The sequence below is a fragment of the Shinella sp. HY16 genome (assembly GCF_028534175.1).
Taxonomy (GTDB): domain Bacteria; phylum Pseudomonadota; class Alphaproteobacteria; order Rhizobiales; family Rhizobiaceae; genus Shinella.
This window is the reverse complement of the sequence record NZ_JAHYXL010000004.1, coordinates 137170-164098: the sequence shown is the minus strand read 5'-3', so window position 1 is coordinate 164098 and position 26929 is coordinate 137170. Positions and strand designations below refer to the sequence as shown.

Here is a 26929-nt window from a genome sequence, read left to right as displayed (position 1 = left end):
ATGGCGCAAATCAGGATCCAGAACGTGCGCAAGGAATTCGGCGCCTTCACCGCCGTGCGCTCCTCCTCCTTCACCATCGAGGACGGCGAATTCTTCATGCTGCTCGGTCCCTCCGGCTGCGGCAAGACCACGACGCTACGCATGATGGCCGGCCTCGAACTGCCGACCTCGGGCGAGATCTTCATCGACGGCGAGGAGGTCGGCATGAAGCCGGCGAGCCAGCGCGACATCGCCTTCGTCTTCCAGATGTTCGCGCTCTACCCGCACATGAACGTACGCAAGAACATCTCCTATCCGCTGGTCAGCCAGGGCATGAAGCGCGAGGAGGTGAAGGCCCGCGTTGCCGAGGTCGCCCGCATCCTCAAGATCGAGCATATCCTCGAAAAACCCGTCGGCGGGCTCTCGGGCGGCGACCGCCAGCGCGTGGCGCTCGGCAGAGCCATCGTGCGCCGCCCAAAAGCCTTCTTCATGGACGAGCCGCTCGGCGCGCTCGACGCCGAGTTCCGCGAGCATATGGCGGAGGAACTGCGCGCCCTGCACGACCGCATGGGCGCGACAACCGTCTATGTCACGCACGACCAGCTCGAAGCCATGCAGATGGGCGACAAGATCGTCGTGATGAACCATGGCGTCGTCGAACAGTTCGGCCGGCCGCAGCAGATCTACGACTGGCCGGCGACGAAATTCGTCGCCCAGTTCATCGGCTCGCCCTCGATGAATTTTCTGGAGTTCGAAGGCATGATCGGCATTGGCGGCGACAGCGTCGATCTCGGCGGCATCAGGATGACCGTGCCCGCCGCCCGCGAAGGCCGCGCCGGCCGCCTGACGCTCGGCGTGCGCCCGGAACATGTGAGATTGCGCGACGACGCGGCCTATCGCGGCCGGGTCAGCGCCGTCGAATATCTCGGCACGACGCAGATCGTCACGCTCTCGACGGGGCACGGCGAGCTGAAGGCGCGCATTTCCTCCGGCCATAGGGTGCGCGAGGACGAGCTGGTCGGCCTCGATTTCGACGCGCGAACCCTCTCGCTGTTCGATGCGGAAAGCGGCAAGGCCCTCCTGTCAGAGGGCAATGAAGGAGTGCTGGCCCATGGCTGAGATCGTGCTTGAAAACGTCACGAAACGCTTCGGCGGCACCGTCGCGCTCGACAATGTCTCCCTGACGGTGCCGGACGGATCCTTCGTCGTGCTGCTCGGGCCGACGGGCGCGGGCAAGACGACCACGCTGCGCATGGTCTCCGGCCTCGATGCGCCCGACAGCGGCGAGGTCTTCATCGACGGCCGGCCGATGAAGGGCCTGTCGCCGGCCGAGCGCAATGTCGCCATGGTGTTTCAGCAATATTCGCTCTATCCGCACCTCACCGTCCGCCAGAACCTGGAGTTCCCGCTGAAATCCCCGCTCCTGAAGACGCCGCGTGCGGCGATCGACCGGAAGGTCCGGGAGGTCGCCGAGGTCCTGCAAATCGCCCACAAGCTGGAGAACAAGGCGACGGCGCTTTCGGGCGGCGAGATGCAGCGCGTCTCCATCGGCCGTGCGCTGGTGCGCAATCCCGAAATCTTCCTGATGGACGAGCCGCTGAGCTCGCTCGACGCGAAACTTAGGGCGGACCTGCGCATCGAATTGAAGCGCATCCAGGCGAAATCCGGCGCGACGCTGCTCTACGTCACCCACGACCAGATCGAGGCGATGACCATGGCGACCCATGTCGGCGTGCTCAACGAGGGCAGGCTGGTGCAGTTCGGCTCGCCGCGTGAGGTCTACGAGCAGCCGGTCAGCGTCTATGCCGCGACCCGCCTCGGCCAGCCGCGCATCAACGTGCTGCCGGCCGATCTTTTCGCCGGCGCTCCGGCGGGGGCGAAGAACATCGGCCTTCGTCCGGAGCATATATCGCAAGGGGAGGGCGAGGAGGCGCTGGTCAAGCGCGTCGAGCATCTCGGCGACCAGACCCGCCTGCACCTCACCTTCAAGCGGCACGACCTCATCACCGTCACCGACGCCCACACGCCGCTCAGGGGCGGCGAGACCATAAAAATCCAACCGTCGCGGCCGCTCTATTTCGACGCCGCCGGCATGCGTATAGCTTAGGGAGAACAACAACCATGGCGCAATTCATCAACAAGCGCGAAGACGTCGTCACCGAGGCGATCGACGGGGTGCTGGCCCTTTCCGGCGGGGCACTGACCCGGCTCGACGGCTATCCGCATATCCGCGTTGTCCTTCGCAGCGACTGGGACAAGTCGAAGGTGGCGATCGTCTCCGGCGGCGGCTCGGGCCACGAGCCCGCCCATGTCGGCTTCGTCGGCAAGGGCATGCTGACTGCCGCCGTCTGCGGCGACGTCTTTGCCTCGCCGAGCGTCGACGCCGTACTCGCCGGCATTCTGGCGGTCACCGGCCCCGCCGGATGTCTCCTCATCGTCAAGAACTACACCGGCGACCGCCTCAATTTCGGCCTTGCCGCCGAGCGCGCCCGCGCCTTCGGCCTCAATGTCTCGATGGTCATCGTCGGCGACGACATCGCGCTGCCCGACCTGCCGCAAGCCCGCGGCGTCGCCGGCACGCTCTTCGTGCACAAGATCGCCGGCGCGCTCGCCGAACAGGGCGCCGACCTCGACACGGTCACGAAAGCCGCCAGGCACGTCATCACCGGCACGCGCTCCATCGGCATGTCGCTCGATACCTGCCGCGTGCCCGGCTCGCCGAAGGAGGACCGCATTCCCGACGGCAAGGCTGAACTCGGCCTCGGCATCCATGGTGAGGCGGGCGTCGAGCAGATCGACTTCACCGGTGCCCGCGCCGCCGTCGCCACCATGGTCGAGCGGCTCGCCGCCGTCATGGGCGAGGGGCCGCATGTCGCGCTGATCAACAATCTCGGCGGCGCCTCGGTGGTGGAAATGTCGGTGCTCGCCCATGACCTCCTCGGCTCTTCCATCGGTGCAAAGATCACCCACGCCATCGGCCCCGCGCCGCTGATGACCTCGCTCGACATGCAGGGTTTTTCGATCTCCGTCTTCCCCGTCGACGCGGCCGAGCTGGAACTCCTGAAAACCCCCGTGCCGATCGCTGCCTGGCCCGGCGTTTCGGAAATCCGGCCGATCGCCATCGCCGCCCTGCCGGACGGCCTGACGCCGATCACGCCGATGGCCTCGCACCACGAAGCGACCCGCGCCTTCGTCATCGATTGCTGCAATGTCCTCATCGCCGCCGAACAGGACCTCAACGCCCTCGACGCCAAATCCGGCGACGGCGACACCGGCTCGACGCTGGCCGGCGCCGCCCGCGCGCTGATCAGCGCCATCGACCGTCTGCCGCTCTCCGACCACACGCAGCTCCTGCGCGCCATCGGCCAGGAGCTGAGCCAGACGATGGGCGGCTCCTCCGGCGTGCTGCTCGCCATCTTCTTCGCCGCCGCCGGCGACGGCGCCTCCAGCGGCCTGCCGATGCGCGAGGCGTTGCGCGCGGGCCTTGCCCGCATGCAGGAGATCGGCGGCGCGCATATCGGCGACCGCACCATGGTCGATGCGCTCTCCCCGGCGCTCGAAGCGCTCGGCGAGAGTGTTGCCGCCGCTGCGGGTGCGGCAAGGCAGGGCGCGAACTTCACCGCGACGCTGACGCGGGCGAAGGCCGGGCGGGCGGCCTACATCAATGCGAAGCAGTTGGAGGGCCATGTCGATCCGGGTGCGGAGGCGGTTGCCCGGCTGTTCGAGCATCTGGCGGCTTGACGTAGTGGCGAAACCTCTCCTCCGTCATGGTCGGGCCTGACCCGACCATCCAAGCCGCGGGTGCCGCGTGGATCCTTGGGTTAAACCCGAGGATGACGGAAGAGGGTGGGGTGAGGGCCGTCCAAAAAGCAAGGCCGGGGCAGCGATTTGCTGCCCCGGCCTTTGTCTGTTGAGATAAGGCTGCGCTGGTTACGCCGCGTGCGCCTCGCTTTCCCCTTCCATCGTCGACTTGCCGTGCTGCACCAGCGGGCGGTTGCCCGCGAGGCGCCGCAGCAGCACGTAGAACACCGGCGTCATGAAGATGCCGAAGAAGGTGACGCCGATCATGCCGGAGAACACGGCAAGGCCCATGGCGGCGCGCATTTCGGCACCCGCGCCGGTCGAGAGCACCAGCGGCACGACGCCCATGATGAAGGCCATGGAGGTCATCAGGATCGGGCGAAGACGCAGGCGGCTGGCTTCGATCGCGGCCTGGACGGGTGTCCTGCCCTCGAATTCCAGCTCGCGTGCGAACTCGACGATCAGGATGGCGTTCTTCGCCGACAGGCCCACCAGAACCACGAGGCCGATCTGGGTGAAGACGTTGTTGTCGCCGCCCGTATACCAGACCCCGGCGAGCGCCGCGAGCACGCCCATCGGCACGATCATGATGATGGCGATCGGCAGCGTCAGGCTTTCATATTGCGCGGCGAGCACCAGGTAGACCAGCAGCAGCGCCAGCGGGAAGACGACGATGCTCGAATTGCCGGCAAGGATCTGCTGGTAGGTGAGATCCGTCCACTCGAAGTCGATGCCTGATGGCAGCGTCTCGGCGGCGATCCTTTCCACCGCGGCCTGCGCCTGGCCGGAGGAGAAGCCGGGGGCCGGGCCGCCGTTGATGTCGGCGGCAAGGAAGCCGTTGTAGCGCGTGGTGCGCTCCGGGCCGGTGGTGGCGTCCACCTTGAGCAGCGCGGCGAGCGGGATCATCTCGCCGGTCTGCGAGCGCACTTTCAACTGGCCGATGTCTTCCGGTTTGGCGCGGAAGGCGGAGTCGGCCTGGACACGCACCGAATAGGTGCGGCCGAAGGCGTTGAAGTCGTTGACGTAGAGCGAGCCGAGATAGATCTGCAACGTCTCGAACACGTCGGTCACGCGCACGCCGAGTTGCTGGGCCTTGGAACGGTCGAGGTCGGCGTAGAGCTGCGGCACGTTGATCTGGAAGCTGGAGAACAGGCCCGCCAGCTCCGGCGTCTGGTAGGCTTTGGCGAGGAACGCCTGGGTCGCCTCGTTGAGCGGCCCGTAGCCGAGGCCCGCGCGGTCCTCGATCTGCAGCTTGAAACCGCCCGTCGTGCCGAGACCGTTGACCGGCGGCGGCGGGAACATGGCGATGAAGGCGTCCTGGATGCCGGAGAATTTCTGGTTGAGCTGCATGGCGATGGCACCGCCGGAAAGCTCCGGCGTCGTGCGCTCCTCGAAGGGGGCGAGCGAGGCGAAGACGATGCCGGAGTTCGAGCCGATGGTGAAGCCGTTGATCGACAGGCCCGGGAAGGCGATGGCGTGTTCGACGCCCGGCTGTTCCAGCGCGATCTCGCTCATCTTCTTGATGACCTCTTCCGTGCGGTCGAGGGTGGCTCCGTCAGGAAGCTGTGCGAAGCCGATGAGATACTGCTTGTCCTGTGCCGGCACGAAGCCGCCGGGCACGGCGTTGAACACCGCATAGGTCGCGCCGACGAGAGCGAGATAGACCGCCATGACCAGCGACTTGCGCGAGACCAGCCCGCCGACGCTGCGGCCGTACCCCTTGCCGGCGGCGTTGAAGGCGCGGTTGAAGCCGCGGAAGAACCAGCCGAACAGGCCGTCCATGATCCGCGTCAGCCAATCCTTCGGCGCATGATGGTCCTTCAGGAGAAGAGCCGCCAATGCCGGGGAAAGCGTCAGCGAGTTGATGGCGGAGATGACCGTCGAGATGGCGATGGTCAGCGCGAACTGGCGGTAGAACTGGCCGGAAAGACCGCTGATGAAGGCGAGCGGCACGAAGACAGCGACGAGCACCAGCGCGATGGCGATGATCGGGCCGGAGACTTCGCGCATCGCCCGGTAGGTGGCTTCGCGCGGGGTGAGGCCGTTCTCGATGTTGCGCTCGACGTTTTCGACGACGACGATCGCGTCATCCACCACGATGCCGATGGCGAGCACGAGGCCGAAGAGCGTCAGCGCGTTCACCGAGAAGCCGAAGGCATACATCACGGCGAAGGTGCCGATGATCGAGACCGGGACGGCGAGCAGCGGGATGATCGAGGCGCGCCAGGTCTGGAGGAAGACGATGACGACGAGCACGACGAGCGCGATGGCTTCGAGCAGCGTATCGACGACCTTGTCGATCGAGGCGCGCACGAATTCCGTCGTGTCGTAGACGATCTCGTATTTCACGCCTTCGGGCATGGCGAGCTGGAGCTGGTCCATCGTGGCGCGCACGTTGTCGGCGATCTCGATGGCGTTCGAGCCTGGCGCCTGGAGCACGGCGACGGCGACGGCCGGCTCGCCGTCGAGCAGCGAGCGCAGCGAATAGTCGGCCGCGCCCATCTCGATGCGCGCGACGTCGCGAAGGCGGGTGATCTCGCCTTCCGTGCCGGTCTTCACGATGATGTTGCCGAACTCTTCCGGCGTGCGAAGGCGGCCTTGCGCGTTGACGTTGAGCTGGAGGTTGACGTCGCTGGACGTCGGCGAGGCACCGATGATGCCGGCGGCCGCCTGGACGTTCTGCTCGCGGATGGCGTTGGAAATATCGCTGGCGGCGAGCGCATGTTCGGCCGCCTTCTGCGGGTCGATCCAGACGCGCATCGCATAGTCGCCCGCGCCGAACACCTGGACCTGGCCGACGCCTTCGATGCGGGCGAGGCGGTCCTTGATGTTCAGCGTGGCATAGTTGCGAAGATAGGTGATGTCGTATCGGTCGGTCTTCGAGACGAGGTTCACCACCATGATGAAGTCGGGCGAGCTTTTGACCGTGGTGACGCCGAGCGCGCGCACTTCCGCCGGCAGGCGCGGCTCGGCCTGCGACACGCGGTTCTGCACGAGCTGCTGGGCCTTGTCCGGGTCGGTGCCGAGCTTGAAGGTGACCGTCAGCGTCAGGACGCCGTCGGAGGTCGCCTGGCTGTTCATGTAGAGCATGTCCTCGACGCCGTTGATCTGCTCTTCGAGCGGTGTCGCGACGGTTTCGGAAATGACGACCGGGTTTGCACCGGGATAGGTGGCGCGCACGACGATCGAGGGCGGAACGACCTCGGGATATTCGGAGATCGGCAGGGCGCGCATGCCGATCAGGCCGGCGACCACGATGAGGATCGACAGCACACCGGCAAAGACCGGGCGATCGATGAAGAAACGGGAGATATTCATGGCGAAAGGACCCCTCTCCAGGGACGAACAGGCCCATCCGGCGGGCGATGCGCCGCCGGCGGGTATGGGATTGTTGCTTGCATTGGGGCAGGGCGGGTGAGCGTCCTGCCGATCTTTGGTTATGGCGATCGCCACGCCTTCCGTAGGGAAGATCGTCGCGGTCGGTCTGGCCCCTCATCCGGCCTGCCGGCCACCTTCTCGCCGTAAACGGGGCGAAGGGGATCCGCCGCGCCGGTTTTCCCTATCGTGCCCGTTCGTCGGGCACGTCCCCTCTCCCCGCTTGCGGGGAGAGGGTTAGGGTGAGGGGCCGAACCTCGACCCGCCCGCTTACTTCACCGAGGCGACGTTCTCCTGCACCTGCGGATCGACGACGACACCCGGGCGGATGCGCTGCAGGCCGTTGACGACGATGCGGTCACCGCCGGAAAGGCCGCTTTCGACGATGCGCTCATTGCCCGAGAGGCCGCCGAGCACGACCGGCCGGTAGGTCACCTTGTTGTCCTTGTCGATGACGAAGACGAACTTCTTGTCCTGGTCCGTGCCGACAGCCTTCTCGCTGACGAGGATCTTGCTCTCGGCCCTGGGCTCGCCCATGCGGATGCGCACGAACTGGCCGGGGATCAGCCGGCCGCCGGGATTGTCGAAGACGGCGCGCACGGTGATCGTGCCGCTTGCCGCATCCACCTCGTTGCCGATGAGCTGGAGCTTGCCGTGGATCGGCGTGCCCTCGTCGACAAGCGTGCCGACTTCCACCGGGATCTGGTCGATCGGCGGCAGCGCGCCATCGGAGGCCGGCAGGGCGGCGAGCGCCTTGGCGACCGTCTCCTCGCTGACATTGAAGCCGGCATAGATCGGATCGACCGAGACGAGCGTCGTCAGGGCCGGCGAGGCGGAGCCTTCGGCAACGAGGTTGCCGACGGTGATCTCCACTTTGCCCACACGGCCGGCGACCGGTGCGCGCACTTCGGTATAGCCGAGCTGGAGCTTTGCGGCATGCAGGGCGGCTTGCGCCGTCTTCAGCGCGGCGCGGGCCTCGGCCAGCGCGTTCTGGCGCTGATCGACCTCGCTCTGCGAGACGCTGTTGCTCTTGGCAAGCCGCTCACCGCGTTCCAGTTCGATCGAGGCGAGTTTCACTCGCGCTTCGGCGGAGGCGTACTGGCCTTCGGCCTGCGTCACCGCTGTCTTGTAGGGCTCCTGGTCGATGGTGAAGAGCAGGTCGCCCGCCTTCACCAATGCGCCTTCGCGGAAATTCACCGCCTCGATGGCGCCGGCGACGCGCGAGCGGATCTGCACGCGGTCGATGGCCTCCAGGCGGCCGGAAAACTCCTGCCAGGCAACGACATCGCGGTTCTCGACGACGGCGACCGTGACCGGCACCGCCGGCACTTCGGCCGTCACGGTGGCTTCGGCCTGGGCGACGTTGCCCGGCAGTTGGAAATAAAGGGCTGCGGCGGAAACGGACACAGCCAGTCCCAGGCCGGCGCCCGTCAGGGCCCAGCGTTTGCGCTTCGACGTCATTGTCTCTTCTCCTTGCGGCCTTTCCGGCCACGCTCTATCGGCTTGTTCTCAATGCAAATTAGTGAATGCTTATATCCTTGATGAAATCGGAGAAATGCTCGGCGAGGGAGTTTCGCCATGCTCCGGTGACATCGGATTTCCCGCTGTAAATCGAAGACCAGCCTGTTCCCGCGGGAAGAACATGCTGCTGAACCTTGACGCCCGACGCCCTCAGACGGTCGGCATAACCCTGCGCCTCGTCGAGGAGCGGGTCGTCCGCCGCCGACAGGACAAGGGCCGGGGCGACGCCCGAGAGCCGCGAACAGAGGCTCGGGGCGGCGTAGGGGTGGCAAACGCCGCCGCTGAGATAATGGCTCCAGCCATTGGACCAGCGCTCGCGCATCCCGATCTCATCGGCGCTGCGGAAGGAGGTCGTACCCATGAAGGGATCGAGCAGCGGCGAGATGAGCACCTGACCGTCGAGCTCGTTGGCAAAGTGGTCGCGCGCCTTCAGCGCCACGCCGGCGGCGATGTTGCCGCCAGCTTCCTCGCCGCCGATGAGCAGCGGCGACTTGCGGTCGCCGAGGCCTGCACACTTCTTGGCGAGATAGGAAAACACCGAGAAGCCGACTTCCAGCGGCTGGGGGAAGACCCCGCCACCCGGCGCGTTATAGTCGGGCACGGCGACGATGGCACCGGTCGCAGCCAGCATTTCGGCAAGCGGGCACTCGACAACACCGGATTCGAGGAAAGCGCCGCCATGAAAGTAGAGCAGGATGGGGGCGCCCTTGGCGAACTCCGCTCCCTGATAGACGCGCGCGGACACGGGGCCGCTGGCCACCTTGTCGAACGTCATGTCCTTGATCTCTACCGACATCGTCTCGCCCTCGCCCCGCTCCGGAATTAGAATGGGGCCTCACCATTTATATCGTACCTGATCTCTGCGATATAAGTGTGCTAAAACTGACTTCACTATCCAGAATTTCGAACAATCATAGCTTCCGACGCAGGAATGTTCCATGGATCAGCTTTCCGCAATGCGTGCCTTTCTCCGTGTGGTCGAGACCGGCAATTTCACCCGGGCCTCCGCCGCGCTCGGCATGCCCAAGGCGACGGTGAGCAATCTCATCCAGAATCTGGAAACCCATCTCCAGACCAAGCTGCTCAACCGCACGACGCGGCGGGTGATGGTGACGACGGACGGCGCGCTTTATTACGAGCGGGCAATCCAGATCGTCGCGGAGATCGACGAACTCGACGGCAGCCTTTCGCACTCCCATGCGAGCCCCCGTGGCCGGCTGCGCGTCGAGATGGCGGGGGCCTTCGCCGACCTCCTGATCATCCCGAAGCTCGGCGATTTCCATAAGAAATATCCCGATATCCATATCGACCTCGGGGTTGGCGACCGGACGGTGGATTATCTCGCCGAGAACGTCGACTGCGCCCTGCGCGGCGGGGCGCCGGGCGACCAGTCGCTGATCGCAAGGCGGGTGGCGGAGATCGACGTGGTTACCTGTGCCGCGCCTGCCTATCTGGAGATCTTCGGGGCGCCGGAGCATCCGCTGGATCTCGGCGGAGAGCATCATTGTGTCAATTACTTCCTCGCACAGACGGGCCGCACCATGCCCTTCGAATTCGAGAAAGGCGCGGAAAAAATCGAGGTCAACAGCCGCTATATCGTGTCGGTCAACGATGCCCGCAGCTATCTCGCCGCCGCGCTCTCCGGCCTCGGCATCGTGCCGCTACCGCGCTTCATGGCGACGGAGGCGCTGGCGAGCGGGGCGCTGGTGCCCGTTCTGCCCGGCTGGCGCTCCGAACCCATTCCGCTCTACATCGTCTATCCGCCGAACCGACACCTCTCCAACAAGGTGCGCGTCTTCGTCGACTGGCTGGTGCGCCTGCTTGCCGAAGCACAGCTCGGCAAACCGGCCTAGGCCGAAACGGCTGTCTCGTCATGACGCCGGCACAGGGGAGAAGGCATGTCCGGTTTGACGGCGCGAATACGGGTCGCACCCGGCAAACGGAACGCGGCGACCACCCTCAAGAACGAGAGGATGCCGGTTCTTGGCGTTTGACACGCACGATTTCGAGATCGAGGAGATCCTGTTTGAGGAGGGCGAACTCCTCGTGCTCTCGCTCGGCTTTGCGTCAGCGGACGATCCGCTCGACATCTTGCACATCGCCTGCGGGCGTACCCGGAGCAGCACGGAACCGCCGCTCCTCGAAGACCTGCTCTATCTTGAACGCACGGACCAGGACCTTGCCTGCGACGGCCACGCGGTGCGTGCGCTCATCGGCCATCCCGACCATGTCGAGCTTGTCCTGACGGAGGAGGGCGCTGCCGCCCTCGGCCTTGCCGCCCGCACGCGCTTCCGGTTCACCCGCCAGCCGTCGCTCGCCGCCGACGCGCTGCGGCTGCTTGCCGCCATGGCCGCTGCCGGCCAGAGCCAGGTTGCCGTGCGGAAGGCCGTCTCTCCGAGTGCGACATAGACGCTCGTGGCAATGGGCGTATAACGGATCCAACACATCTTCCCCACCGAAAGGAACAGCCCATGGACCGCTGGCCCGACCGCCGCATTCTCGATCTCTTCGGCATCGACCTGCCCATCCTCCAGGCGCCGATGGCCGGCTCGACCGGAGCGGAGATGGCCATCGCCGTTTCAAGGGCCGGCGGGCTGGGGTCGCTGCCGAGTGCGCTGCTCAGCGTCGAGCAGGTACAGGCGGCGCTCACCGATATCCGCACCGCCACGGATCGGCCGGTCAATGTGAATTTTTTTGCCCATACGCCGCCGACGGAGAACGCGGCCGCCGATGCGGCCTGGAAACAGGGTCTCTCCGGCTATTACCTCGAAGCGGGTCTCGACCCCGCCATGCCGATCCCCGCGACGGGGCGCGCGCCCTTCGACGACGCCTATTGCCGCGTGGTGGAAACGGTGCGGCCGGAGGTGGTGAGCTTTCATTTCGGCCTGCCGGAGGCGGGGCTGCTCGCAAGGGTCAGGGCGACGGGCGCGAAAATCATCTCGTCGGCGACGACGGTCGCCGAGGCCGTCTGGCTGGAGGCGCATGGCGTGGATGCGGTCATCGCCATGGGCTTCGAGGCCGGCGGCCACCGCGGCAGTTTCCTGACCGACAACATGGCGGCGCAGGTGGGCACGATGGCGCTGGTGCCGCAGGTGGTGGATGCGGTGAAGGTTCCCGTCATCGCAGCGGGCGGCATCGCCGATGGGCGAGGGGTGGCGGCGGCGCTGATGCTGGGCGCGTCGGCCGTGCAGGTCGGCACGGCCTATCTCTTCACACCGGAGGCGCGGATGAACCCGTTCCACAAGGCGGCGATGGCGACGGCACGCGACGACAACACGGCGCTCACCAATCTTTTCACCGGCCGGCCGGCACGCGGCATCTTCAACCGGCTGATGCGGGAGATCGGCCCGATGTCGGAGCTCGCCCCCGCCTTCCCGACGGCCGGCGGCGCGCTCGCCCCGATCCGCGCGAAGGCCGAGGCGGCGGGACGGGATGATTTCACCAATCTCTGGTCCGGCCAGGCCGCACGGCTCGCGCGGGCCCTGCCGGCAGGGGAGCTGACGACAAAGCTCGTTGCGGAGGCACTGGAGGTTTTGGGGCGGCGTTGATGTGGACCAAGGTGTGAGCTTTGCCCCTCACCCTAACCCTCTCCCCGCAAGCGGGGAGAGGGGACTTGTCCCACGAACGGCCTTAGTATGGGAAACCGGCGCAACACAGGCCTTCGCCCCGCTTGCGGGGAGAAGGCGCCGGCAGGCGGATGCGGGGCGAAGTCGCTCTGAGTTCGACCTCAGTTCTGGTCGAGCGCCCGCGTCAGCGTCAGCGCCGCAATGGTGCAGATCGCGCCTGAAATCAGATAACCGCCGATGAAGATGATGCCGAAGCTGGTGGCAAGGCCGAGCGCCACGAGCGGCGCAAAGCCGGCGCCGACGAGCCAGGCGAGGTCCGAGGTCAGCGCCGCGCCGGTGTAGCGATAGTACTTCGTGAAGCGCGAGGAGACGGCGCCCGAGGACTGGCCGAAGGTGAGGCCGAGGATGAAGAAGCCGATCAGGATATAGGCATCCTGCCCCTTGCCGCCGGAATCCAGCAGGAACGGCGCGGAGAAGGAGAAGATCGCGATGAGGATGGCGCCGGCCATGAGCTGGTTGCGCCGCCCGATGCGATCGGCGATGACGCCCGAGAGCACGATCCCCACGGCGCCGACGGCCGCGCCCGCCACCTGCACCCAGAGAAACTCCTGCACCGACTGGCCGCCATTGAGCGTGATCCAGGAGAGCGGGAAGATAGTGACGAGGTGGAACATGGCGAAGCTTGCCAGCGGCACGAAGGCGCCGAGCACCACGTCCATCGAATGTTTGCTGAGCATTTCGAAGACCGGCCGGGGCTGCAGTTCCTGCGCCTCCATGGCCGCGCCGAACTCCTTGCTGGCGACGATGCGCAGGCGCGCGAAGAGCGCCACGACGTTGATGGCGAAGGCGACGAAGAACGGATAGCGCCAGCCCCAGGCGAGGAAATCCGCCTCCGAAAGACTGGTGACGAAATAACCGAACAGGATGCTGGCGAGCGCAAAGCCGAAGGGCGCGCCGAGCTGCGGGATCATCGCGTACCAGCCGCGGCGGTTTTCCGGCGCGCTGAGGCTGAGCAGCGAGGCGAGCCCGTCCCAGGCGCCGCCGAGCGCGAAACCCTGGCCCAGCCGGAAGAGCGCGAGCAGCGCGACCGCCCAGTAGCCGATCGTCTCGTAACCCGGCAGGAAGGCGATGGAGGCGGTGGAGCCGCCAAGGATGACCAGTGCCACCGTCAGCTTGGTGCCGCGGCCGTAGTTGCGGTCGATCCACATGAAGACGAAGGAGCCGACCGGACGGGCGAGGAAGGCGAGGGGGAAGAGCGCGAAGGACATCAGCGTCGCGGCGACGGCGCTGCCGGCGAAGGGGAAGATCAGCTTCGGGAAAACGAGGATGGAGCCGAGGCCGTAAACGAAGAAATCGAAGAATTCGGAGGTGCGCCCGATCACCACGCCGATGGCGACACTGCCGGGCGACAGCGGCTTGTCGTCCGCATGCATGCGGCGGGCATCCCGCTCGAGACCGGAGGACGAAGGATTAGCGACCGAACTCATGAATTTCTCCGAGCAATGTGCGCCATGTCGTTAGAGTGTTGACTATTCGGCGTCCAATATCAAGAATTAGGCGAAACGTGCGCGTTGCGGCAAGGTTGCGTCCGAACCTTCGATCCGTCGCAGCGGGCATGCGAGACCCGCGACGATTATTGCGCTAGATCAATTTTGCGGCGGCGGACAGCCCAAATGTCTCTACCGCACTGCGACAGAATGCTGCGCTGCGACGAAGCACCTCACTTCCAAGCGCGACCATGCCCGCTTATTGCCGACTAGACAGAACGCAAGTTGAGGCCGCAATGCCGAAGCCATTCAGTTTAGCCCGAGTCTCGATCCTCCCCCTGATGCTGGTCCTGCTCACCGGATGCAACATGGTTGTCATGTCGCCGTCCGGCGACATCGCCGCCCAGCAACGGGACCTGATCGTCGTCTCGACCATTCTCATGCTGATCATCATCGTACCGGTGCTGGCAATGACGCTCTATTTCGCCTGGCATTACCGCCAGTCGAACACCGCGGCGAAGTACGATCCGGAGTGGCATCATTCGACGGGCCTGGAAGTCGCCATCTGGTCGGCCCCGCTCGCCATCATCATCGCGCTCGGGGCCATCACCTGGGTCAGCACCCACAAGCTCGATCCGTACCGGCCGCTGGAGCGGCTCGACGCGGCGCGGCCGGTGACGGAAGAGATGAAACCGATCACCGTGGAGGTGGTGGCGCTCGATTGGAAATGGCTGTTCTTCTATCCGGAATACGGCATCGCCACCGTCAACGAGATGGCAGCGCCCGTCGACGTGCCGATCAACTTCAAGCTCACCGCCTCTTCGGTGATGAACTCCTTCTATGTGCCCGCGCTTGCCGGCATGATCTACACCATGCCCGGCATGGAGACGAAGCTGCACGCCGTCATCAACAAGGCGGGCGAGTACGAGGGCCTGTCGTCGAACTACAGTGGTGACGGTTTCTCGCACATGCGCTTCAAGTTCCACGGGGTCGACCAGGCCGGTTTCGAGGCCTGGGTGGCGCGGGTCAAGCAGAACGGCACGGCGCTCAACCGCGACGCCTACCTGAAGCTCGAAAAGCCGAGCGTGAAGGAGCCGGTGCGCTACTACGCCACTGTCGACAACGGGCTCTACCAGGCGGTGCTCAACATGTGCGTGCGCGACGGCCAGATGTGCATGAAGGACATGATGCACATCGACATGATGGGCGGCGCCGGCAAGGAAAGCCACGACAACAAGGCCAAGCTCGAGCATGACAACCGCCATGCCGAGGACGAGGCACCCGCCGCCACCTTCCCCGAGACCGGCAATCCCGCGCGCAGCGAAGAACCGGCCGAGGGCGTCGAGGAGAACCCGGCAACGATGAACCACGACGCGCACCAGTCGCACTAGCCGCACCAGTTTTCATTGCGCCCGCCGGCTGCGGCGGGCGCGCAAGGCCCAAGGCCCGCCGGGCCGCCTACGCAACGATATTGGACGATCCCATGTTCGGCGACATCAGCCTCACGCAATTCATCTTTGGACGGCTCACCTGGGAAGCGATCCCCTACCATGAGCCCATCCTCGTCGTGACCTTCGCGGTCGTGGCGCTGGGCGGCATCGCGCTTCTCGGCCTGATCACCAAGTTCAAGCTCTGGGGCTATCTCTGGCACGAGTGGTTCACGTCGGTCGATCACAAGAAGATCGGCATCATGTACATCATCCTCGCCATCGTCATGCTTTTGCGTGGCTTTGCCGATGCCATCATGATGCGCATCCAGCAGGCGATCGCCTTCGGCGGCAACGAGGGCTATCTCAACGCCCACCACTACGACCAGATTTTTACCGCCCATGGCGTGATCATGATCTTCTTCGTGGCGATGCCCTTCGTCACCGGCTTCATGAACTATGTCGTGCCGTTGCAGATCGGCGCGCGTGACGTCTCCTTCCCGTTCCTGAACAATTTTTCCTTCTGGATGACGACGGCCGGCGCGGTCATCATCATGATGTCGCTGTTCGTCGGCGAATTCGCGCGCACCGGCTGGCTCGCCTATCCGCCCCTTTCGGGCGCGGACTACAGCCCCGGCGTCGGCGTCGACTATTACATCTGGGGGCTACAGGTCGCGGGTGTGGGCACGACCTTGTCGGGCATCAATCTGATCGCGACCATCGTGAAGATGCGCGCGCCGGGCATGACCTTCATGAAAATGCCGGTCTTCACCTGGACCGCGCTCTGCACCAACATCCTCATCGTCGCGACCTTCCCGATCCTGACGGCGACGCTCGCCCTCCTGTCGCTCGACCGTTACGTGGACACGAACTTCTTCACGAACGACCTCGGCGGCAACCCGATGATGTATATCAACCTCATCTGGATCTGGGGCCATCCGGAGGTCTACATCCTCGTTCTGCCGGCCTTCGGCATCTTCTCCGAGGTGGTCGCGACCTTCTGCGGCAAGCGGCTCTTCGGCTACACGTCGATGGTCTACGCGACCTGCGTGATCATGATCCTCTCCTATCTCGTCTGGCTGCACCACTTCTTCACCATGGGCTCGGGCGCGTCCGTCAACGCCTTCTTCGGCATCACGACGATGATCATCTCGATCCCAACGGGGGCGAAGATGTTCAACTGGCTCTTCACCATGTATCGCGGGCGCATCCGCTACGAGGTGCCGATGCTGTGGACGGTCGGCTTCATGGTGACCTTCGTCATCGGCGGCATGACGGGTGTGATGCTCGCCATCCCCCCGGCCGACTTCGTGCTGCACAACTCGCTGTTCCTCATCGCCCATTTCCACAACGTCATCATCGGCGGCGTGCTGTTCGGGCTGATGGCGGGCGTCGTCTACTGGTTCCCCAAGGCCTTCGGCTACAAGCTCGATCCCTTCTGGGGCAAGATGAGCTTCTGGTTCTGGCAGATCGGCTTCTTCTTCGCCTTCATGCCGCTCTACGTGCTGGGCCTGATGGGCGTCACCCGCCGTGTCAGCCAGTTCGAGGATCCCTCGCTGCAGATCTGGTTCATCATCGCCGCCTTCGGTGCCTTCCTGATCGCGCTCGGCATCGGCTCCTTCATCGTGCAGCTCGTCGTCAGCTACTTCAAGCGCGACCAGCTGCGCTGCGACAGCGGCGACCCCTGGGACGGCCGCACGCTCGAATGGTCGACCTCCTCGCCGCCGCCGGACTACAACTTCGCCTTTACTCCTGTCGTGCACGACCACGACAGCTGGTACGACATGAAGAGCCGCGGCTATGAGCGTCCGCTCGGCGGGTTCCGGCCGATCCACATGCCGAAGAACACCGGCACGGGCGTCATCCTGTCGGCCATCAGCGTCGTGCTCGCCTTCGCGCTGATCTGGTACATCTGGTGGCTTGCAGCGCTCTCCTTCATCGGCATCGTCACTGTTTCGATCGCCCACACCTTCAACTACGACCGCGACTTCTTCATCCCCGCCGACACCGTGACGGCGACCGAGGATGCGCGCACGAAACTGCTTGAAGAACGGACCTGAGCCCATGAGCGCGACCCAAGTCCATAACCCGGACGAAAAGCCGGTCTTCTACCTCAAGGACGATCATCACCCGGAAAACAGCACCATGCTGGGTTTCTGGCTCTACCTGATGAGCGACTGCCTGATCTTCGCCGTGCTGTTCGCAACGCACGGCGTGCTCGGCCGCAACTATGCAGCAGGGCCCTCGCCGGCCGATCTGTTCGACCTCAATCTCGTCGCCATCAACACGGCGATGCTGCTCCTCTCCTCCATCACCTATGGATTTGCGATGCTCCAGATGGAGCGGGGCGCCAAGATGGAGACCCTGGTCTGGCTCGGCATCACCGGCGTCTTCGGCGCGGCGTTCCTGGCGCTGGAGCTCTACGAGTTCTACCACCTGATTGCCGAGGGCGCCGGCCCGACGCGTTCGGCGTTCCTGTCCTCCTTCTTCACGCTGGTCGGCACGCACGGCCTGCACGTCACCTTCGGCATGATCTGGCTGATCACGCTGATGGTGCAGGTGAAGAAACACGGTCTCAACCCCGAGAACCGCCGCCGCCTGATGTGCCTGTCCATGTTCTGGCACTTCCTCGACGTCATCTGGATCGGCGTCTTCTCCTTCGTCTATCTCCTGGGAGTCCTCGGATGAGCGCCCACCCCACCCACGAAAGCGCCCACGACACCCACCATGCCCACAGCGATGGCCATGGCGCCGGCCACGGCTCGTTCAAGGGCTACATGATCGGCTTCGTGCTCTCGATCGTCCTGACGGCCATTCCCTTCTGGCTGGTCATGGGCGGCGTGCTCGACAGCAAGCTTTTCACCGCCGTTCTCGTCATGGGCATCGGCGTGGTGCAGATCGTCGTGCACATGGTCTACTTCCTGCACATGAACCCGCGCTCGGAAGGCGGCTGGACGATGATGGCGCTGATCTTCACCCTCATCATCGTCGGCATCGCGATCGCCGGCTCGCTCTGGGTCATGCATCACCTCAACACCAACATGATGCCGATGACCCACGAGATGATGAAGAACATGCCCTGAGCGGGGTGGTGGATGTGCGGGAAAAAATGGACCGCTTTGGCGACCACGCCCCTCTGCCCCTCATCCGGCCTGCCGGCCACTTTCTCCCAGCAAGCGGGGCGAAGGGGATATGCCGCGCCGTTTTTCTCAAGTTGCAGCGATCCGTGGGGCAAGTTCCCTCTCCCCGCTTGCGGGGAGAGGGTTAGGGTGAGGGGCATTGCCCGGATACAATGGCCCGACGCATCGTGCGGGTCTTCGGCAGGGCAGAGGGGGGTGCAATAGGCCTGATGCCCCAACCGTCCCCCCGCGCCCGGCGCCTCCTTACCGGCTTCCTCCTCCTTCTCGTCGCCGCCTTCCTCGCGCTCGGCGCCTGGCAGGTGCAACGCCTCTTCTGGAAGCTCGACCTCATCGCCCGCGTCGACAGCCGCGTGAACGCTGACCCTGTGCCAACCCCCGCGCGTGCCGAATGGCCCGAGATCTCCCGCGAGAAGGACGAATACCGCCGCGTCACCGCCACCGGCCTCTTCCAGCATGACCGGACGGTGCTGGTGCAGGCCGTGACGGAGCGCGGCGCGGGCTTCTGGGTGCTGACGCCGCTCCGCCTGCCGGACGAGACAACCGTGCTGATCAACCGCGGCTTCGTGCCCGCGGACCGACGCGAGCCCGCCGACCGCATCGCCAGCGAACTTGCCGCCGGCCCCGTCGCGGTGACGGGCCTCCTCAGGCTCAGCGAACCCGGCGGCGCGTTCCTGCGCGCCAACGACCCGGCCGGGGATCGCTGGTTCTCCCGCGATGTCGCCGCCATCACCGCTGCAAAGGGCCTTACCGATGTCGCGCCCTATTTCATCGATGCGGACGCGACGGCAAACCCCGGCGGCCTGCCGGTCGGCGGCATGACTGTCATCGCCTTCCGCAACAGCCATCTCGTCTACGCGCTGACCTGGTTCGCGCTGGCGGCCATGAGCGCGGCGGCCGTCTGGGCCGTGCATCGCCGGAAGCTTGTTTAGCCCCGCCGTCTTTATGAAATCCCTATCTTCCCCGCCGCTTTTCCCAATCGAGAAGTTATGTCGGCACGCCTAGCTTGAAGGTCGAAGCCACCGCCGGATACGGCCCTGGCCTCGACATTCCAGGAGGCGCCCTGATGCGCAAAGACCAGCCTGCCCCGTCCCTGCCGCCGCTCTCGACGCGGATGATCTTTCTCAACCACCGCGTGCGCATGCACGAAAACGCCGCAAGGCGGTTCCGCCGGGCGGATGCGACGCCGCGGCCCGCCACGACCTGGGCGCTGCTCGCGGCTCTTGCCGCCCTGGCGCTGCTGGCGGTGGCCCATGCCTAGGCTTTCTCCGTGGCAATTGCCGGCCGCCGTGCCGGAAATCCTGCCCGCCGATACCGATGCGCTCGCCGCGCGCCTCGCCACCGTGCCGCGCCTGCGCGAACACCACTTCTGGGAGGTGCTGCGCGTCCTGCCCTCGCTTGCCGAAGCGCGCGAAGACATCGGGTTCCGCCGCGCCTTCCGCATCCTGATGGAGCGTGACGACCTCGACGGCGCAAGCCGGGCGCTGGTTGCGGCCGCATGCCCCGCCCGCCGGCTCGACCGGCTGCAGGCGCTCGACGGCGTCTGGATCGCCCGCATCGTCCTCACGGAGGCCGCGCCCCGCCGCGCCGTCGCCGTGCATGGCGACCGGCGCGCCGCCGTCATGGCCGCCCTGGTGGCGCTCGATCGCCCCGCCCCCTCAAAACACTGAAAGGACAATACCATGCCGGAGCATCGGCGCCGCATTCCCGTTCAGGGCCTCATTTCCGATCTCGTCACGCCCTTTGCCGGCGAGGCAGTGGACCACGCGGCGATCGCCGCCCTCATCGACTGGCAGATTGCGAGCGGCGTTTCCGGCATCGCCGTCTGCGGCCGGCTGGGCGAGGGGCCGGCGCTTGGCCGCGAGGAGCGCCGCGCGGTGCTCGCGACGGCGGTCCGCAGCGCCGGCCTTGCCGTGCCCGTGCTTGCCGCGGTCGGCACCTATGCGACGGACGCGACCATAAGACTGGCGCTCGATGCGGAAGAAGAGGGCGCGGACGGACTGGTCGTCGCGACGCCCTATTACAGCAAGCCGACGCAGAAGGGCATCATCGCCCATCTCGGCGCCGTGGCGGAGGCGACGGCGCTGCCGATCCTGGCGCTCGCCGATCCCGCGACGACGCGTTCGGACGTCACGGCCGAAACCCTTTGGGCACTCAGCGAGATCGTGGGCATCCACGGCTTCGTCGACGCATCCGGCGACATGGCGCGGCTCGCCGTGATCGACCGCAGGCTGCGCGAGCGGCTGGCGCTCTATTCCGCCCATGATGCGACCGCCTTCGCCTTCAACGTGCTCGGCGGAAGCGGCACGCTGTCGCCGGCCGCAAACCTCGCGCCGCGCCTGACGAGCGCCATGCACCAGGCGCTCAGGACCCGCAACATTGACCTTGCGCTCGACCTGAAGGATCGCCTCACGCCGCTCTTTGCCGCGCTCGGCGATACGCCCGACCCGGCCGTGGTCAAACACGGGCTCTCGCCCGTGCTCGGCCTTTCCGAGACGGTGCGGCTGCCGCTGGTGCCCGCCTCGTCCGCGATGGGCGCGTCGGTGCGCCGGGCGCTTGCCGGCCTACCGGAATGCGCCGCGCAGCTTGCCAGGGCGAGCTGAGGGACCGGCACATGAAAACCAGGAAGAAGGACCGCAAGGCGATCGCCGCCGCGCTGCCACACCCCAAACCCCCGCTGCCGCTGCCGGCGCTGCTTCTGCGCATCGGCCTCATCATCGTCGCCGCGGCGGCCGTGCAGCATTTTCTGCCGCAACCCTGATCCATCCCCCGAAAGGAAGACCCATGCACCGCCAGACCCGCAAAAACCGCGTCCGCCGCGCCAGCCGACCGCCGGAGCCGCCCCGCTTCACCGTCGGCCGCGACCCGCATGGCTGGTGGGTGGTGGAAGACCGCCTCGGCCGCGTCGGCGGCCTGTTCGCCAGCGAGGAGGCGGCGATGCACTATGCGCTGGAAGAGAGCAACCGTGACCGCAAGGCCGTGCGCCGCCAGCAAATTGGCGCCGCGATCGCGTTCCGGTTCGCCTAAAAGTCTTACGGCCGGCTGCCGCAGCAGAGCCGGTTTACATCACGAAGGCCCGTTCCCAATCTCCCCGGGGGCGGGCTATTGCCTATGGAATACATTCGCTGCCCCCAGCCCCTTCTCCCCGAGGGGGAGAAGGTCGCGGCAGCGGGATGAGGGGGAAGCCGAAGGCTAGAAAAGCCGGGGATCCATCCCCATCGCCCCCCTCATCCCCGGCGCAACATGTTGCGCCTGAACCCTTTGGGCCACCTTCTCCCCACGGGGAGAAGGGAAGGTGCGGCCACCGCGCATGCCCGAGCGATTGCCGGCGCTTGTGGAAGGTGCCTACGGGCAGAGGGGGACTTTGTTCGAAAATCCGCCCGTCCCGCCGGTCACCCGAGACTTCTCGCCAGAATGCGGGCGAGGGCGGCGACCTCCTGTTCCAGCCGCGCCGGCGTGATGCCGACGAAGCGGCCCTCCAGGCTGATGGCGATGACGCCGTGCACGGCGGAAAAGAAGGTGCGGGCGCGGATGGCGATGTCGCCGGCGGACGCATCCGGCATGCGCGCCGCCATCGGCACGGCGATGAGGCCGATCAGGAAGGCGTGTTCGGCAAGGTGCCAGTCGGGCACTGCAACGCCCTCCGGCATGCGATGCTCGAAGAGCGCGGCCCAGAGGTTCTTTTCCGCCAGCGCGAAACGGAGATAGGCGAGCGACAGGTTGAGGAACGTGTCCTCGATGCCGGCTTCTTGCGGGATGGCGGTTTCCAGCGCCGTCTCCAGCCGCTTCAGCGTGCCGGAATTGACCGCCAGGATCAGCCCGTCGAGATCGGGAAACACCGTATAGAGCCCGCCGAGCGCCGCTCCCGCCCGCTCGGCGATGTCGCGGGCGCGAAGGCCTTTCAGTCCCTGGTCGCGGATGAGGTCCGTGCCGGCCGCGACAAGCCGGGTTTTCAGGTCTTCCTTCTTGGTCCGCGGTCCCGCCATCGGTCTCGACTCCTATTTTTGAACGGTGTTCATTTCTTATATTGAACAACGTTCATTTTTATGCGACAAGATTATTGAACATTGTTCATATAGGGAGAGACGCAAATGTTCAAACAGATCCTGACGCTGATGCGCGGTCGTGCCCACGAGGCGCAAGAGGCCTTCGGCGACCGTCATGCCCTTCCCATCCTCGCCCAGCAGATCCGCGACGCCGCGCGCGGCGTGGAGGCGGCCCGCCGGGCCGTGGCCGTCGCCATTGCCCAGAACCGGCTGGAGACGGAAAACGCCGAACGCCTCGCCGCCCGCATCAAGGACCTTGAAAGCCGCACCATCGCCGCGCTCGAGACGGGCCGTGACGACCTTGCCACCGAGGCCGCCGGCTCGATTGCCCGGCTGGAGACCGAATTGCAGAACGCCCGCCAGGTGCAGGCCGAATTTTCCGGCGGCATCGACCGTCTGAGACAGGCGGTGCGGCAGAGCGAGATGCGGCTTTCGGCGCTGCGCCGCGGCGAACGGCTGGCCCTGGCGCGCGATCGCACCCGGCGCCTTTCGAACGACGCGCCGGGCGAAAACACGCTCGCCGACGCCGAAGCGACGCTGGCCCGGCTGGAGCAGCGCCAGCGCGAGGCGGAACTGACGGCCGAGGCGCTGACGACGCTGGAGACCGGCCCGGACCCGGCGGCGCTCGCCGAAAAACTCGCCGCTGCCGGCTGCGGCCGCCCGCTCGTCACCAGCGCGGACGAGGTGCTCCAGCGCCTGCGCAGCCGCATGAGCGCTTAATTCACACATTTGAAGGGAACCATCGCCATGAACGACAGCCTGATGAAACACTCGTCCGCCTGGACGACCTTCTCCTATGCCAGCTTCGGCCTCGCCGCCTTCATGCTGGCGCTCGGCCTCTACATGATGCCGCTCGATCTCTGGGGCAAAGGCTATCTCGCCATGGGCATCCTGATGCTGGTGCAGACCACCGTAAACGTCACCAAGACGTTGCGCGACAACCAGGAAGCCGACAAGCTGCTCCGCCGCATCGACGACGCCAAGACGGAAAAGCTGCTGCTCGGCATCAAGAGCGAAGACGTCTGATCGAAAGCGACCTTGCCTCTCAACCAAGCGGCAAGGTCTTGCCTTTAAACAATCCCGCAAGATGGGGGATGCGCCGTGCAACAGAATCTCATGACGTCCCGGCGCTTCGCGCCGCTCTTCTGGACCCAGTTCCTGTCCGCCTTCAACGACAATTTCCTGAAAAACACGCTGGTCTTCCTCATCCTCGCGACGGTCGCGGCAGAAGACGCGGGATCGCTGGTGACGCTCGCCGGCGCGGTCTTCATGGCGCCGTTCCTGTTGTTCTCCGCCCTCGGCGGCGAGCTTGCCGACAAGTTCGACAAGGCCGTGATGGCCGAGCGGCTGAAGCGGGTGGAACTGGCGGCGGCGGGTGTCGCGGTCGTCGGCCTCGCCTTCCACTCCATCACGGCGCTGATGGTGGCGCTCTTCCTCTACGGCGTCATCTCCGCTTTGTTCGGCCCGGTCAAATACGGCATCCTGCCCGATCATCTCGAACGCAAGGAACTGCCGCGCGCCAATGCCTGGATCGAGGGCGCCACCTTCATCGCCATTCTCGGCGGCACGCTGGTCGCCGGCCTTGCCGCCGCTGACGGCGTCAATCCCTGGCTCTTCGGGCCGATGATGCTGGCCCTTGCCCTCGCCTGCTGGCTGTCGAGCCGCTACATTCCCCGCGTCGGCGCGAAGGCCCCGGACCTTGCCGTCGATCGCAACGTCTTCCGCTCCACCGGCCGCCTCGTCAATGCGCTGCGCGGCGACAAGCGCCTGTGGCGTTCGGCGCTGATGGCGTCGTGGTTCTGGCTGGTCGGTGCCATCGTGCTCTCCCTGCTGCCGCCCATGGTCAAGGGCAGCCTCGGCGGTGACGAGACCGCGATTACCGCCTATCTCGCCGTCTTCGCCGTCGCCGTCGGCATCGGTTCGGCCATCGCCGCCTGGATGTCCGCCGGCCGCATCGTGCTGCTGCCGGCGCCGATCGGCACGCTGATCATGGCCGTCTTCGGCCTCGATCTCGCCTGGAGCGTCGGCCATGCCGGTGTTGTGGCGCCCGCCGAAAGCCTCTCCGCCTTCTTCGCCAACCCCTACACGATCCGCATCGCCATCGATCTCGCCGGCATGGCGATCGCGGGTGCCTTCCTCGTCGTGCCCACCTTCGCCGCCTTGCAGGCCTTCGCCGAGGAAGAGCAGCGCTCGCGCGTCATCGGCGCGGCCAATGTGCTCTCGGCCGGCTTCATGACAGTCGGCGGCGGCCTTGTCGCGGCCTTGCAGGCGGCGGGCACCTCGACGCCCCTGCTGCTCGCCGGCCTCGCCATCGCCAATATCGTCGCTGCCTGGGTGATGCTGAAGACGCTCCCCACCAATGCCTTCCGCGATTTCGTCTCCATCCTCTTCCGCGCCTTCCTGCGGCTGGAGGTGGACGGGCTCGACAACCTGAAGAAGGCCGGCAAGGCGCCGATCATCGCGCTCAACCACGTGTCCTTCCTCGACGGCGCGTTGGCGCTTGCCCTCACCGACGAAGAACCGACCTTCGCCGTCGACTACACCATCGCCAAGGCCTGGTGGGTGAAACCCTTCCTCAAGATGTGCAACTTCCTGCCGCTCGATCCCTCGAAGCCGATGGCGACGCGCACCTTGATCAAGACCGTCAACAATGGCGAGCCGCTGGTCATCTTCCCCGAGGGCCGCATCACCGTGACGGGCGCACTGATGAAGGTCTATGACGGCGCCGCCATGGTGGCCGACAAGACCGGCGCGATGGTCGTGCCCGTGCGCATCGACGGGCTGGAGAAGAGCTATTTCTCGCGCCTTTCCGCGCTGCATGTGCGCCGCCGCCTGTTCCCCAAGGTCAAGGTGACGATCCTGCCGCCGGTGCGCCTCACCGTGCCGGCCGAGCTGAAGGGCCGCAAGCGCCGCATGGCGGCGGGCGCCGAGCTCTACCAGGTCATGTCCATGCTGATGTTCTCCACCACGGACACCAGCACGACCGTCCTCGAAAAGGTCATCGAAAGCGCCGAGGAGCGCGGCATGCGCCGTCTTGCCGTGCAGGATCCCGTCACCGGTTCGCTCACCTATGGCAAGCTTTTGACCGCTGCCGCCGTGCTCGGCGCAAAATTCCGCGCGCTCTACCCGGAGGACCGGACGCTCGGCGTGCTCCTGCCCAATGCCAACGGCTCCGTCGCGACCCTTCTCGGCGTCATGTCCGCGGGCAAGGTGCCGGCCATGCTGAATTTTACCGCCGGTTCCGCCAACATCCTGTCGGCCTGCAAGGCGGCCGAGGTGCGCCGCGTGCTCACCTCCCGCGCCTTCGTCACCCAGGCGAAACTGGGCCCGGTCGTGGAAGAACTCGCAAAGACGCTGGAGATCGTCTGGCTCGACGACCTGCGCCAGACCATCGGTTTTGCCGACAAGCTGCGCGGTCTCCTGCGAAAAGGCCGGCCGCTCGTCAAGCGCAAGGCGGACGATCCGGCGGTGATCCTCTTCACCTCGGGCTCGGAAGGCGCGCCGAAGGGCGTGGTGCTCACCCACCGCAACATCCTCTCCAACGCCGCGCAGGCCGCCTCGCGCATCGATTTCCATTCCGGTGACAAGGTGTTCAACATCCTGCCGGTCTTCCACTCCTTCGGGCTGACGGCCGGCACCATCCTGCCGCTCGTCTCGGGCGTGCCGGTTTATTTCTATCCCTCGCCGCTGCACTACCGCATCATTCCGGAGCTGATCTATTCCTCCAACGCCACCATCATCTTCGGCACGGACACCTTCCTCAACGGTTACGCCCGCACCGCGCACCCCTATGATTTCCGCTCGATCCGCTACTGCTTTGCCGGCGCCGAACCGGTGCGCGCCACCACGCGCGCGCTCTACATGGAAAAGTTCGGCGTGCGCATCCTCGAAGGCTACGGCGTCACCGAGGCGGCCCCGGTCATCGCGCTCAACACGCCGATGTTCAACAAGGCCGGCAGCGTCGGCAAGATCATGCCCGGCATGGAATACCGGCTCGATCCGGTGCCGGGCGTCGACGTCGGCGGCCGCCTCTTCGTGCGCGGCGCAAACGTCATGTCCGGCTATCTTCGCGCCGAAAACCCTGGCGTGCTGGAGCCGACGCCGGACGGCTGGCACGACACCGGCGACATCGTGACCGTCGACGAGGACGGCTTCATCACCATCCGCGGCCGCGCCAAGCGTTTTGCCAAGATCGGCGGCGAAATGGTCTCGCTCGCCGCCGTGGAGGCGCTGGCCGGCGAACTCTGGTCCGGAAAGTTGTCGGTCGTCGTCTCCCTGCCGGATGCCAAGAAGGGCGAGCGCCTCGTCCTCCTCACCGACGCCCCCGACGCCACCCGCGCCGCCTTCCTGCGCTTTGCCAAGGAAAAGGGCGCGATGGACATGATGGTGCCCTCGGAGGTGAAGGTCGGCACCGTTCCGGTGCTCGGCTCCGGCAAGGTGGATTTCGTCAGTGCACAGAAGTTGCTGGCGGAACAGGCCCGGGCGGAAGTGGCGGCTTGAGGTTTTTGGCGCTGGCGAGGGTTCGCCCCTCATCCGGCTGCCGCCACCTTCTCCCCGCTTGCGGGGCGAAGGAAAAGGATGCACCGGCCT

24 protein-coding genes are annotated in these 26929 nt (G+C 65.9%); 19 read left to right on the top strand and 5 right to left on the bottom strand.

Translation table 11 applies throughout. The features are described 5' to 3' along the window. Genes K0P03_RS29755 through K0P03_RS29745 form a run of 3 tightly spaced genes read left to right on the top strand, consistent with a single transcriptional unit; the run spans position 1 to position 3720 of the window. Positions 1 to 1098: an ABC transporter ATP-binding protein gene (locus tag K0P03_RS29755; protein WP_272791483.1), complete on the top strand. Its 1098-nt coding sequence runs from the start codon at positions 1 to 3 to the stop codon at positions 1096 to 1098. Continuing rightward, complete coding sequence (locus tag K0P03_RS29750; protein WP_272791482.1) at positions 1091 to 2086, top strand: ABC transporter ATP-binding protein; 996 nt, start codon at positions 1091 to 1093, stop codon at positions 2084 to 2086. The genes K0P03_RS29755 and K0P03_RS29750 overlap by 8 nt, the downstream gene beginning before the upstream one ends. A gap of 14 nt (positions 2087 to 2100) precedes the next feature. After that, positions 2101 to 3720 carry a dihydroxyacetone kinase subunit DhaK gene (locus K0P03_RS29745; RefSeq protein WP_130516623.1) on the top strand — a complete coding sequence of 540 codons (1620 nt, stop codon included), beginning with the start codon at positions 2101 to 2103 and terminating at the stop codon, positions 3718 to 3720. Between the two features lie 189 nt (positions 3721 to 3909). On the opposite strand, the gene K0P03_RS29740 is transcribed toward K0P03_RS29745, so the two are convergent. From K0P03_RS29740 to K0P03_RS29730, 3 genes are all read right to left on the bottom strand, one after another. After that, entirely contained in the window at positions 3910 to 7098 is a 3189-nt protein-coding gene (locus tag K0P03_RS29740) for an efflux RND transporter permease subunit (RefSeq protein ID WP_272791481.1), read from the bottom strand. 327 nt (positions 7099 to 7425) lie between these two features. Beyond that, complete coding sequence (locus tag K0P03_RS29735; protein WP_272791480.1) at positions 7426 to 8616, bottom strand: efflux RND transporter periplasmic adaptor subunit; 1191 nt, start codon at positions 8614 to 8616, stop codon at positions 7426 to 7428. Positions 8617 to 8674: 58 nt separating this feature from the next. Further along, on the bottom strand, positions 8675 to 9472 hold the full coding sequence (locus K0P03_RS29730; protein ID WP_272791479.1) for an alpha/beta hydrolase fold domain-containing protein: 798 nt from the start codon (positions 9470 to 9472) through the stop codon (positions 8675 to 8677). A 142-nt stretch (positions 9473 to 9614) separates the two neighbouring features. Between K0P03_RS29730 and K0P03_RS29725 the strand changes: the two genes are divergently transcribed. From K0P03_RS29725 to K0P03_RS29715, 3 genes are all read left to right on the top strand, one after another. Beyond that, complete coding sequence (locus K0P03_RS29725) at positions 9615 to 10529, top strand: LysR family transcriptional regulator (protein ID WP_050744364.1); 915 nt, start codon at positions 9615 to 9617, stop codon at positions 10527 to 10529. Positions 10530 to 10659: 130 nt separating this feature from the next. Then, positions 10660 to 11085, top strand: a complete 426-nt coding sequence (locus K0P03_RS29720; protein ID WP_272791478.1) for a hypothetical protein — start codon at positions 10660 to 10662, stop codon at positions 11083 to 11085. Positions 11086 to 11147: 62 nt separating this feature from the next. Beyond that, positions 11148 to 12224, top strand: coding sequence for an NAD(P)H-dependent flavin oxidoreductase (locus K0P03_RS29715; protein ID WP_272791477.1), 1077 nt, complete (start codon positions 11148 to 11150; stop codon positions 12222 to 12224). Between the two features lie 179 nt (positions 12225 to 12403). Here K0P03_RS29715 and K0P03_RS29710 read toward each other — a convergent pair whose 3' ends face one another. Next, positions 12404 to 13729 carry an MFS transporter gene (locus K0P03_RS29710; RefSeq protein ID WP_050744367.1) on the bottom strand — a complete coding sequence of 442 codons (1326 nt, stop codon included), beginning with the start codon at positions 13727 to 13729 and terminating at the stop codon, positions 12404 to 12406. A 296-nt stretch (positions 13730 to 14025) separates the two neighbouring features. Between K0P03_RS29710 and cyoA the strand changes: the two genes are divergently transcribed. The 10 genes from cyoA to K0P03_RS29660 all read left to right on the top strand — a co-directional run bounded on the left by cyoA (position 14026) and on the right by K0P03_RS29660 (position 21320). Beyond that, positions 14026 to 15120: a ubiquinol oxidase subunit II gene (gene cyoA / locus K0P03_RS29705; RefSeq protein WP_023516010.1), complete on the top strand. Its 1095-nt coding sequence runs from the start codon at positions 14026 to 14028 to the stop codon at positions 15118 to 15120. A gap of 92 nt (positions 15121 to 15212) precedes the next feature. Beyond that, positions 15213 to 17216, top strand: a complete 2004-nt coding sequence (gene cyoB / locus K0P03_RS29700) for a cytochrome o ubiquinol oxidase subunit I (protein WP_272791475.1) — start codon at positions 15213 to 15215, stop codon at positions 17214 to 17216. A 4-nt stretch (positions 17217 to 17220) separates the two neighbouring features. Next, positions 17221 to 17844 carry a cytochrome o ubiquinol oxidase subunit III gene (gene cyoC, locus K0P03_RS29695; protein ID WP_050744369.1) on the top strand — a complete coding sequence of 208 codons (624 nt, stop codon included), beginning with the start codon at positions 17221 to 17223 and terminating at the stop codon, positions 17842 to 17844. Further along, positions 17841 to 18239, top strand: a complete 399-nt coding sequence (gene cyoD / locus K0P03_RS29690; protein WP_050744370.1) for a cytochrome o ubiquinol oxidase subunit IV — start codon at positions 17841 to 17843, stop codon at positions 18237 to 18239. The genes cyoC and cyoD overlap by 4 nt, the downstream gene beginning before the upstream one ends. A 266-nt stretch (positions 18240 to 18505) precedes the next feature. Next, on the top strand, positions 18506 to 19225 hold the full coding sequence (locus tag K0P03_RS29685; protein WP_272791474.1) for an SURF1 family protein: 720 nt from the start codon (positions 18506 to 18508) through the stop codon (positions 19223 to 19225). 134 nt (positions 19226 to 19359) lie between these two features. Further along, positions 19360 to 19554, top strand: a complete 195-nt coding sequence (locus K0P03_RS29680) for a hypothetical protein (protein ID WP_272791472.1) — start codon at positions 19360 to 19362, stop codon at positions 19552 to 19554. Further along, positions 19547 to 19963 (top strand): hypothetical protein, encoded by a 417-nt coding sequence (locus K0P03_RS29675; RefSeq protein WP_272791471.1) that lies wholly within the window; start codon positions 19547 to 19549, stop codon positions 19961 to 19963. Before K0P03_RS29680 ends, K0P03_RS29675 begins: the two co-directional genes overlap by 8 nt. Positions 19964 to 19975: 12 nt before the next feature. After that, entirely contained in the window at positions 19976 to 20896 is a 921-nt protein-coding gene (locus tag K0P03_RS29670; RefSeq protein WP_272791470.1) for a dihydrodipicolinate synthase family protein, read from the top strand. Between the two features lie 11 nt (positions 20897 to 20907). After that, positions 20908 to 21054: a hypothetical protein gene (locus K0P03_RS29665; protein ID WP_272791469.1), complete on the top strand. Its 147-nt coding sequence runs from the start codon at positions 20908 to 20910 to the stop codon at positions 21052 to 21054. 23 nt (positions 21055 to 21077) lie between these two features. Continuing rightward, the gene (locus K0P03_RS29660) at positions 21078 to 21320 is read left to right on the top strand and encodes a hypothetical protein (RefSeq protein ID WP_130516635.1); all 243 of its coding nucleotides are present in this window, start codon (positions 21078 to 21080) and stop codon (positions 21318 to 21320) included. A gap of 365 nt (positions 21321 to 21685) precedes the next feature. Here K0P03_RS29660 and K0P03_RS29655 read toward each other — a convergent pair whose 3' ends face one another. Then, the gene (locus K0P03_RS29655; RefSeq protein ID WP_272791468.1) at positions 21686 to 22279 is read right to left on the bottom strand and encodes a TetR/AcrR family transcriptional regulator; all 594 of its coding nucleotides are present in this window, start codon (positions 22277 to 22279) and stop codon (positions 21686 to 21688) included. 105 nt (positions 22280 to 22384) lie between these two features. On the opposite strand from K0P03_RS29655, the gene K0P03_RS29650 reads away from it, so the two are divergent. The 3 genes from K0P03_RS29650 to K0P03_RS29640 all read left to right on the top strand — a co-directional run bounded on the left by K0P03_RS29650 (position 22385) and on the right by K0P03_RS29640 (position 26839). Further along, positions 22385 to 23059, top strand: a complete 675-nt coding sequence (locus K0P03_RS29650; RefSeq protein ID WP_272791467.1) for a PspA/IM30 family protein — start codon at positions 22385 to 22387, stop codon at positions 23057 to 23059. Between the two features lie 27 nt (positions 23060 to 23086). Further along, on the top strand, positions 23087 to 23365 hold the full coding sequence (locus K0P03_RS29645) for a YiaA/YiaB family inner membrane protein (RefSeq protein ID WP_023517096.1): 279 nt from the start codon (positions 23087 to 23089) through the stop codon (positions 23363 to 23365). 75 nt (positions 23366 to 23440) lie between these two features. Next, entirely contained in the window at positions 23441 to 26839 is a 3399-nt protein-coding gene (locus K0P03_RS29640) for an acyl-[ACP]--phospholipid O-acyltransferase (RefSeq protein ID WP_272791466.1), read from the top strand. Positions 26840 to 26929 lie beyond the last annotated feature (90 nt).

Coding starts and splice junctions, on each gene's coding strand:
- K0P03_RS29755 (WP_272791483.1), top strand. CDS start 1: ATGGCGCAAATCAGGATCCAGAACGTGCGCAAGGAATTCGGCGCCTTC.
- K0P03_RS29750 (WP_272791482.1), top strand. CDS start 1,091: ATGGCTGAGATCGTGCTTGAAAACGTCACGAAACGCTTCGGCGGCACC.
- K0P03_RS29745 (WP_130516623.1), top strand. CDS start 2,101: ATGGCGCAATTCATCAACAAGCGCGAAGACGTCGTCACCGAGGCGATC.
- K0P03_RS29740 (WP_272791481.1), bottom strand. CDS start 7,098: ATGAATATCTCCCGTTTCTTCATCGATCGCCCGGTCTTTGCCGGTGTG.
- K0P03_RS29735 (WP_272791480.1), bottom strand. CDS start 8,616: ATGACGTCGAAGCGCAAACGCTGGGCCCTGACGGGCGCCGGCCTGGGA.
- K0P03_RS29730 (WP_272791479.1), bottom strand. CDS start 9,472: ATGTCGGTAGAGATCAAGGACATGACGTTCGACAAGGTGGCCAGCGGC.
- K0P03_RS29725 (WP_050744364.1), top strand. CDS start 9,615: ATGGATCAGCTTTCCGCAATGCGTGCCTTTCTCCGTGTGGTCGAGACC.
- K0P03_RS29715 (WP_272791477.1), top strand. CDS start 11,148: ATGGACCGCTGGCCCGACCGCCGCATTCTCGATCTCTTCGGCATCGAC.
- K0P03_RS29710 (WP_050744367.1), bottom strand. CDS start 13,729: ATGAGTTCGGTCGCTAATCCTTCGTCCTCCGGTCTCGAGCGGGATGCC.
- cyoA (WP_023516010.1), top strand. CDS start 14,026: ATGCCGAAGCCATTCAGTTTAGCCCGAGTCTCGATCCTCCCCCTGATG.
- cyoB (WP_272791475.1), top strand. CDS start 15,213: ATGTTCGGCGACATCAGCCTCACGCAATTCATCTTTGGACGGCTCACC.
- cyoC (WP_050744369.1), top strand. CDS start 17,221: ATGAGCGCGACCCAAGTCCATAACCCGGACGAAAAGCCGGTCTTCTAC.
- cyoD (WP_050744370.1), top strand. CDS start 17,841: ATGAGCGCCCACCCCACCCACGAAAGCGCCCACGACACCCACCATGCC.
- K0P03_RS29685 (WP_272791474.1), top strand. CDS start 18,506: ATGCCCCAACCGTCCCCCCGCGCCCGGCGCCTCCTTACCGGCTTCCTC.
- K0P03_RS29680 (WP_272791472.1), top strand. CDS start 19,360: ATGCGCAAAGACCAGCCTGCCCCGTCCCTGCCGCCGCTCTCGACGCGG.
- K0P03_RS29675 (WP_272791471.1), top strand. CDS start 19,547: ATGCCTAGGCTTTCTCCGTGGCAATTGCCGGCCGCCGTGCCGGAAATC.
- K0P03_RS29670 (WP_272791470.1), top strand. CDS start 19,976: ATGCCGGAGCATCGGCGCCGCATTCCCGTTCAGGGCCTCATTTCCGAT.
- K0P03_RS29665 (WP_272791469.1), top strand. CDS start 20,908: ATGAAAACCAGGAAGAAGGACCGCAAGGCGATCGCCGCCGCGCTGCCA.
- K0P03_RS29660 (WP_130516635.1), top strand. CDS start 21,078: ATGCACCGCCAGACCCGCAAAAACCGCGTCCGCCGCGCCAGCCGACCG.
- K0P03_RS29655 (WP_272791468.1), bottom strand. CDS start 22,279: ATGGCGGGACCGCGGACCAAGAAGGAAGACCTGAAAACCCGGCTTGTC.
- K0P03_RS29650 (WP_272791467.1), top strand. CDS start 22,385: ATGTTCAAACAGATCCTGACGCTGATGCGCGGTCGTGCCCACGAGGCG.
- K0P03_RS29645 (WP_023517096.1), top strand. CDS start 23,087: ATGAACGACAGCCTGATGAAACACTCGTCCGCCTGGACGACCTTCTCC.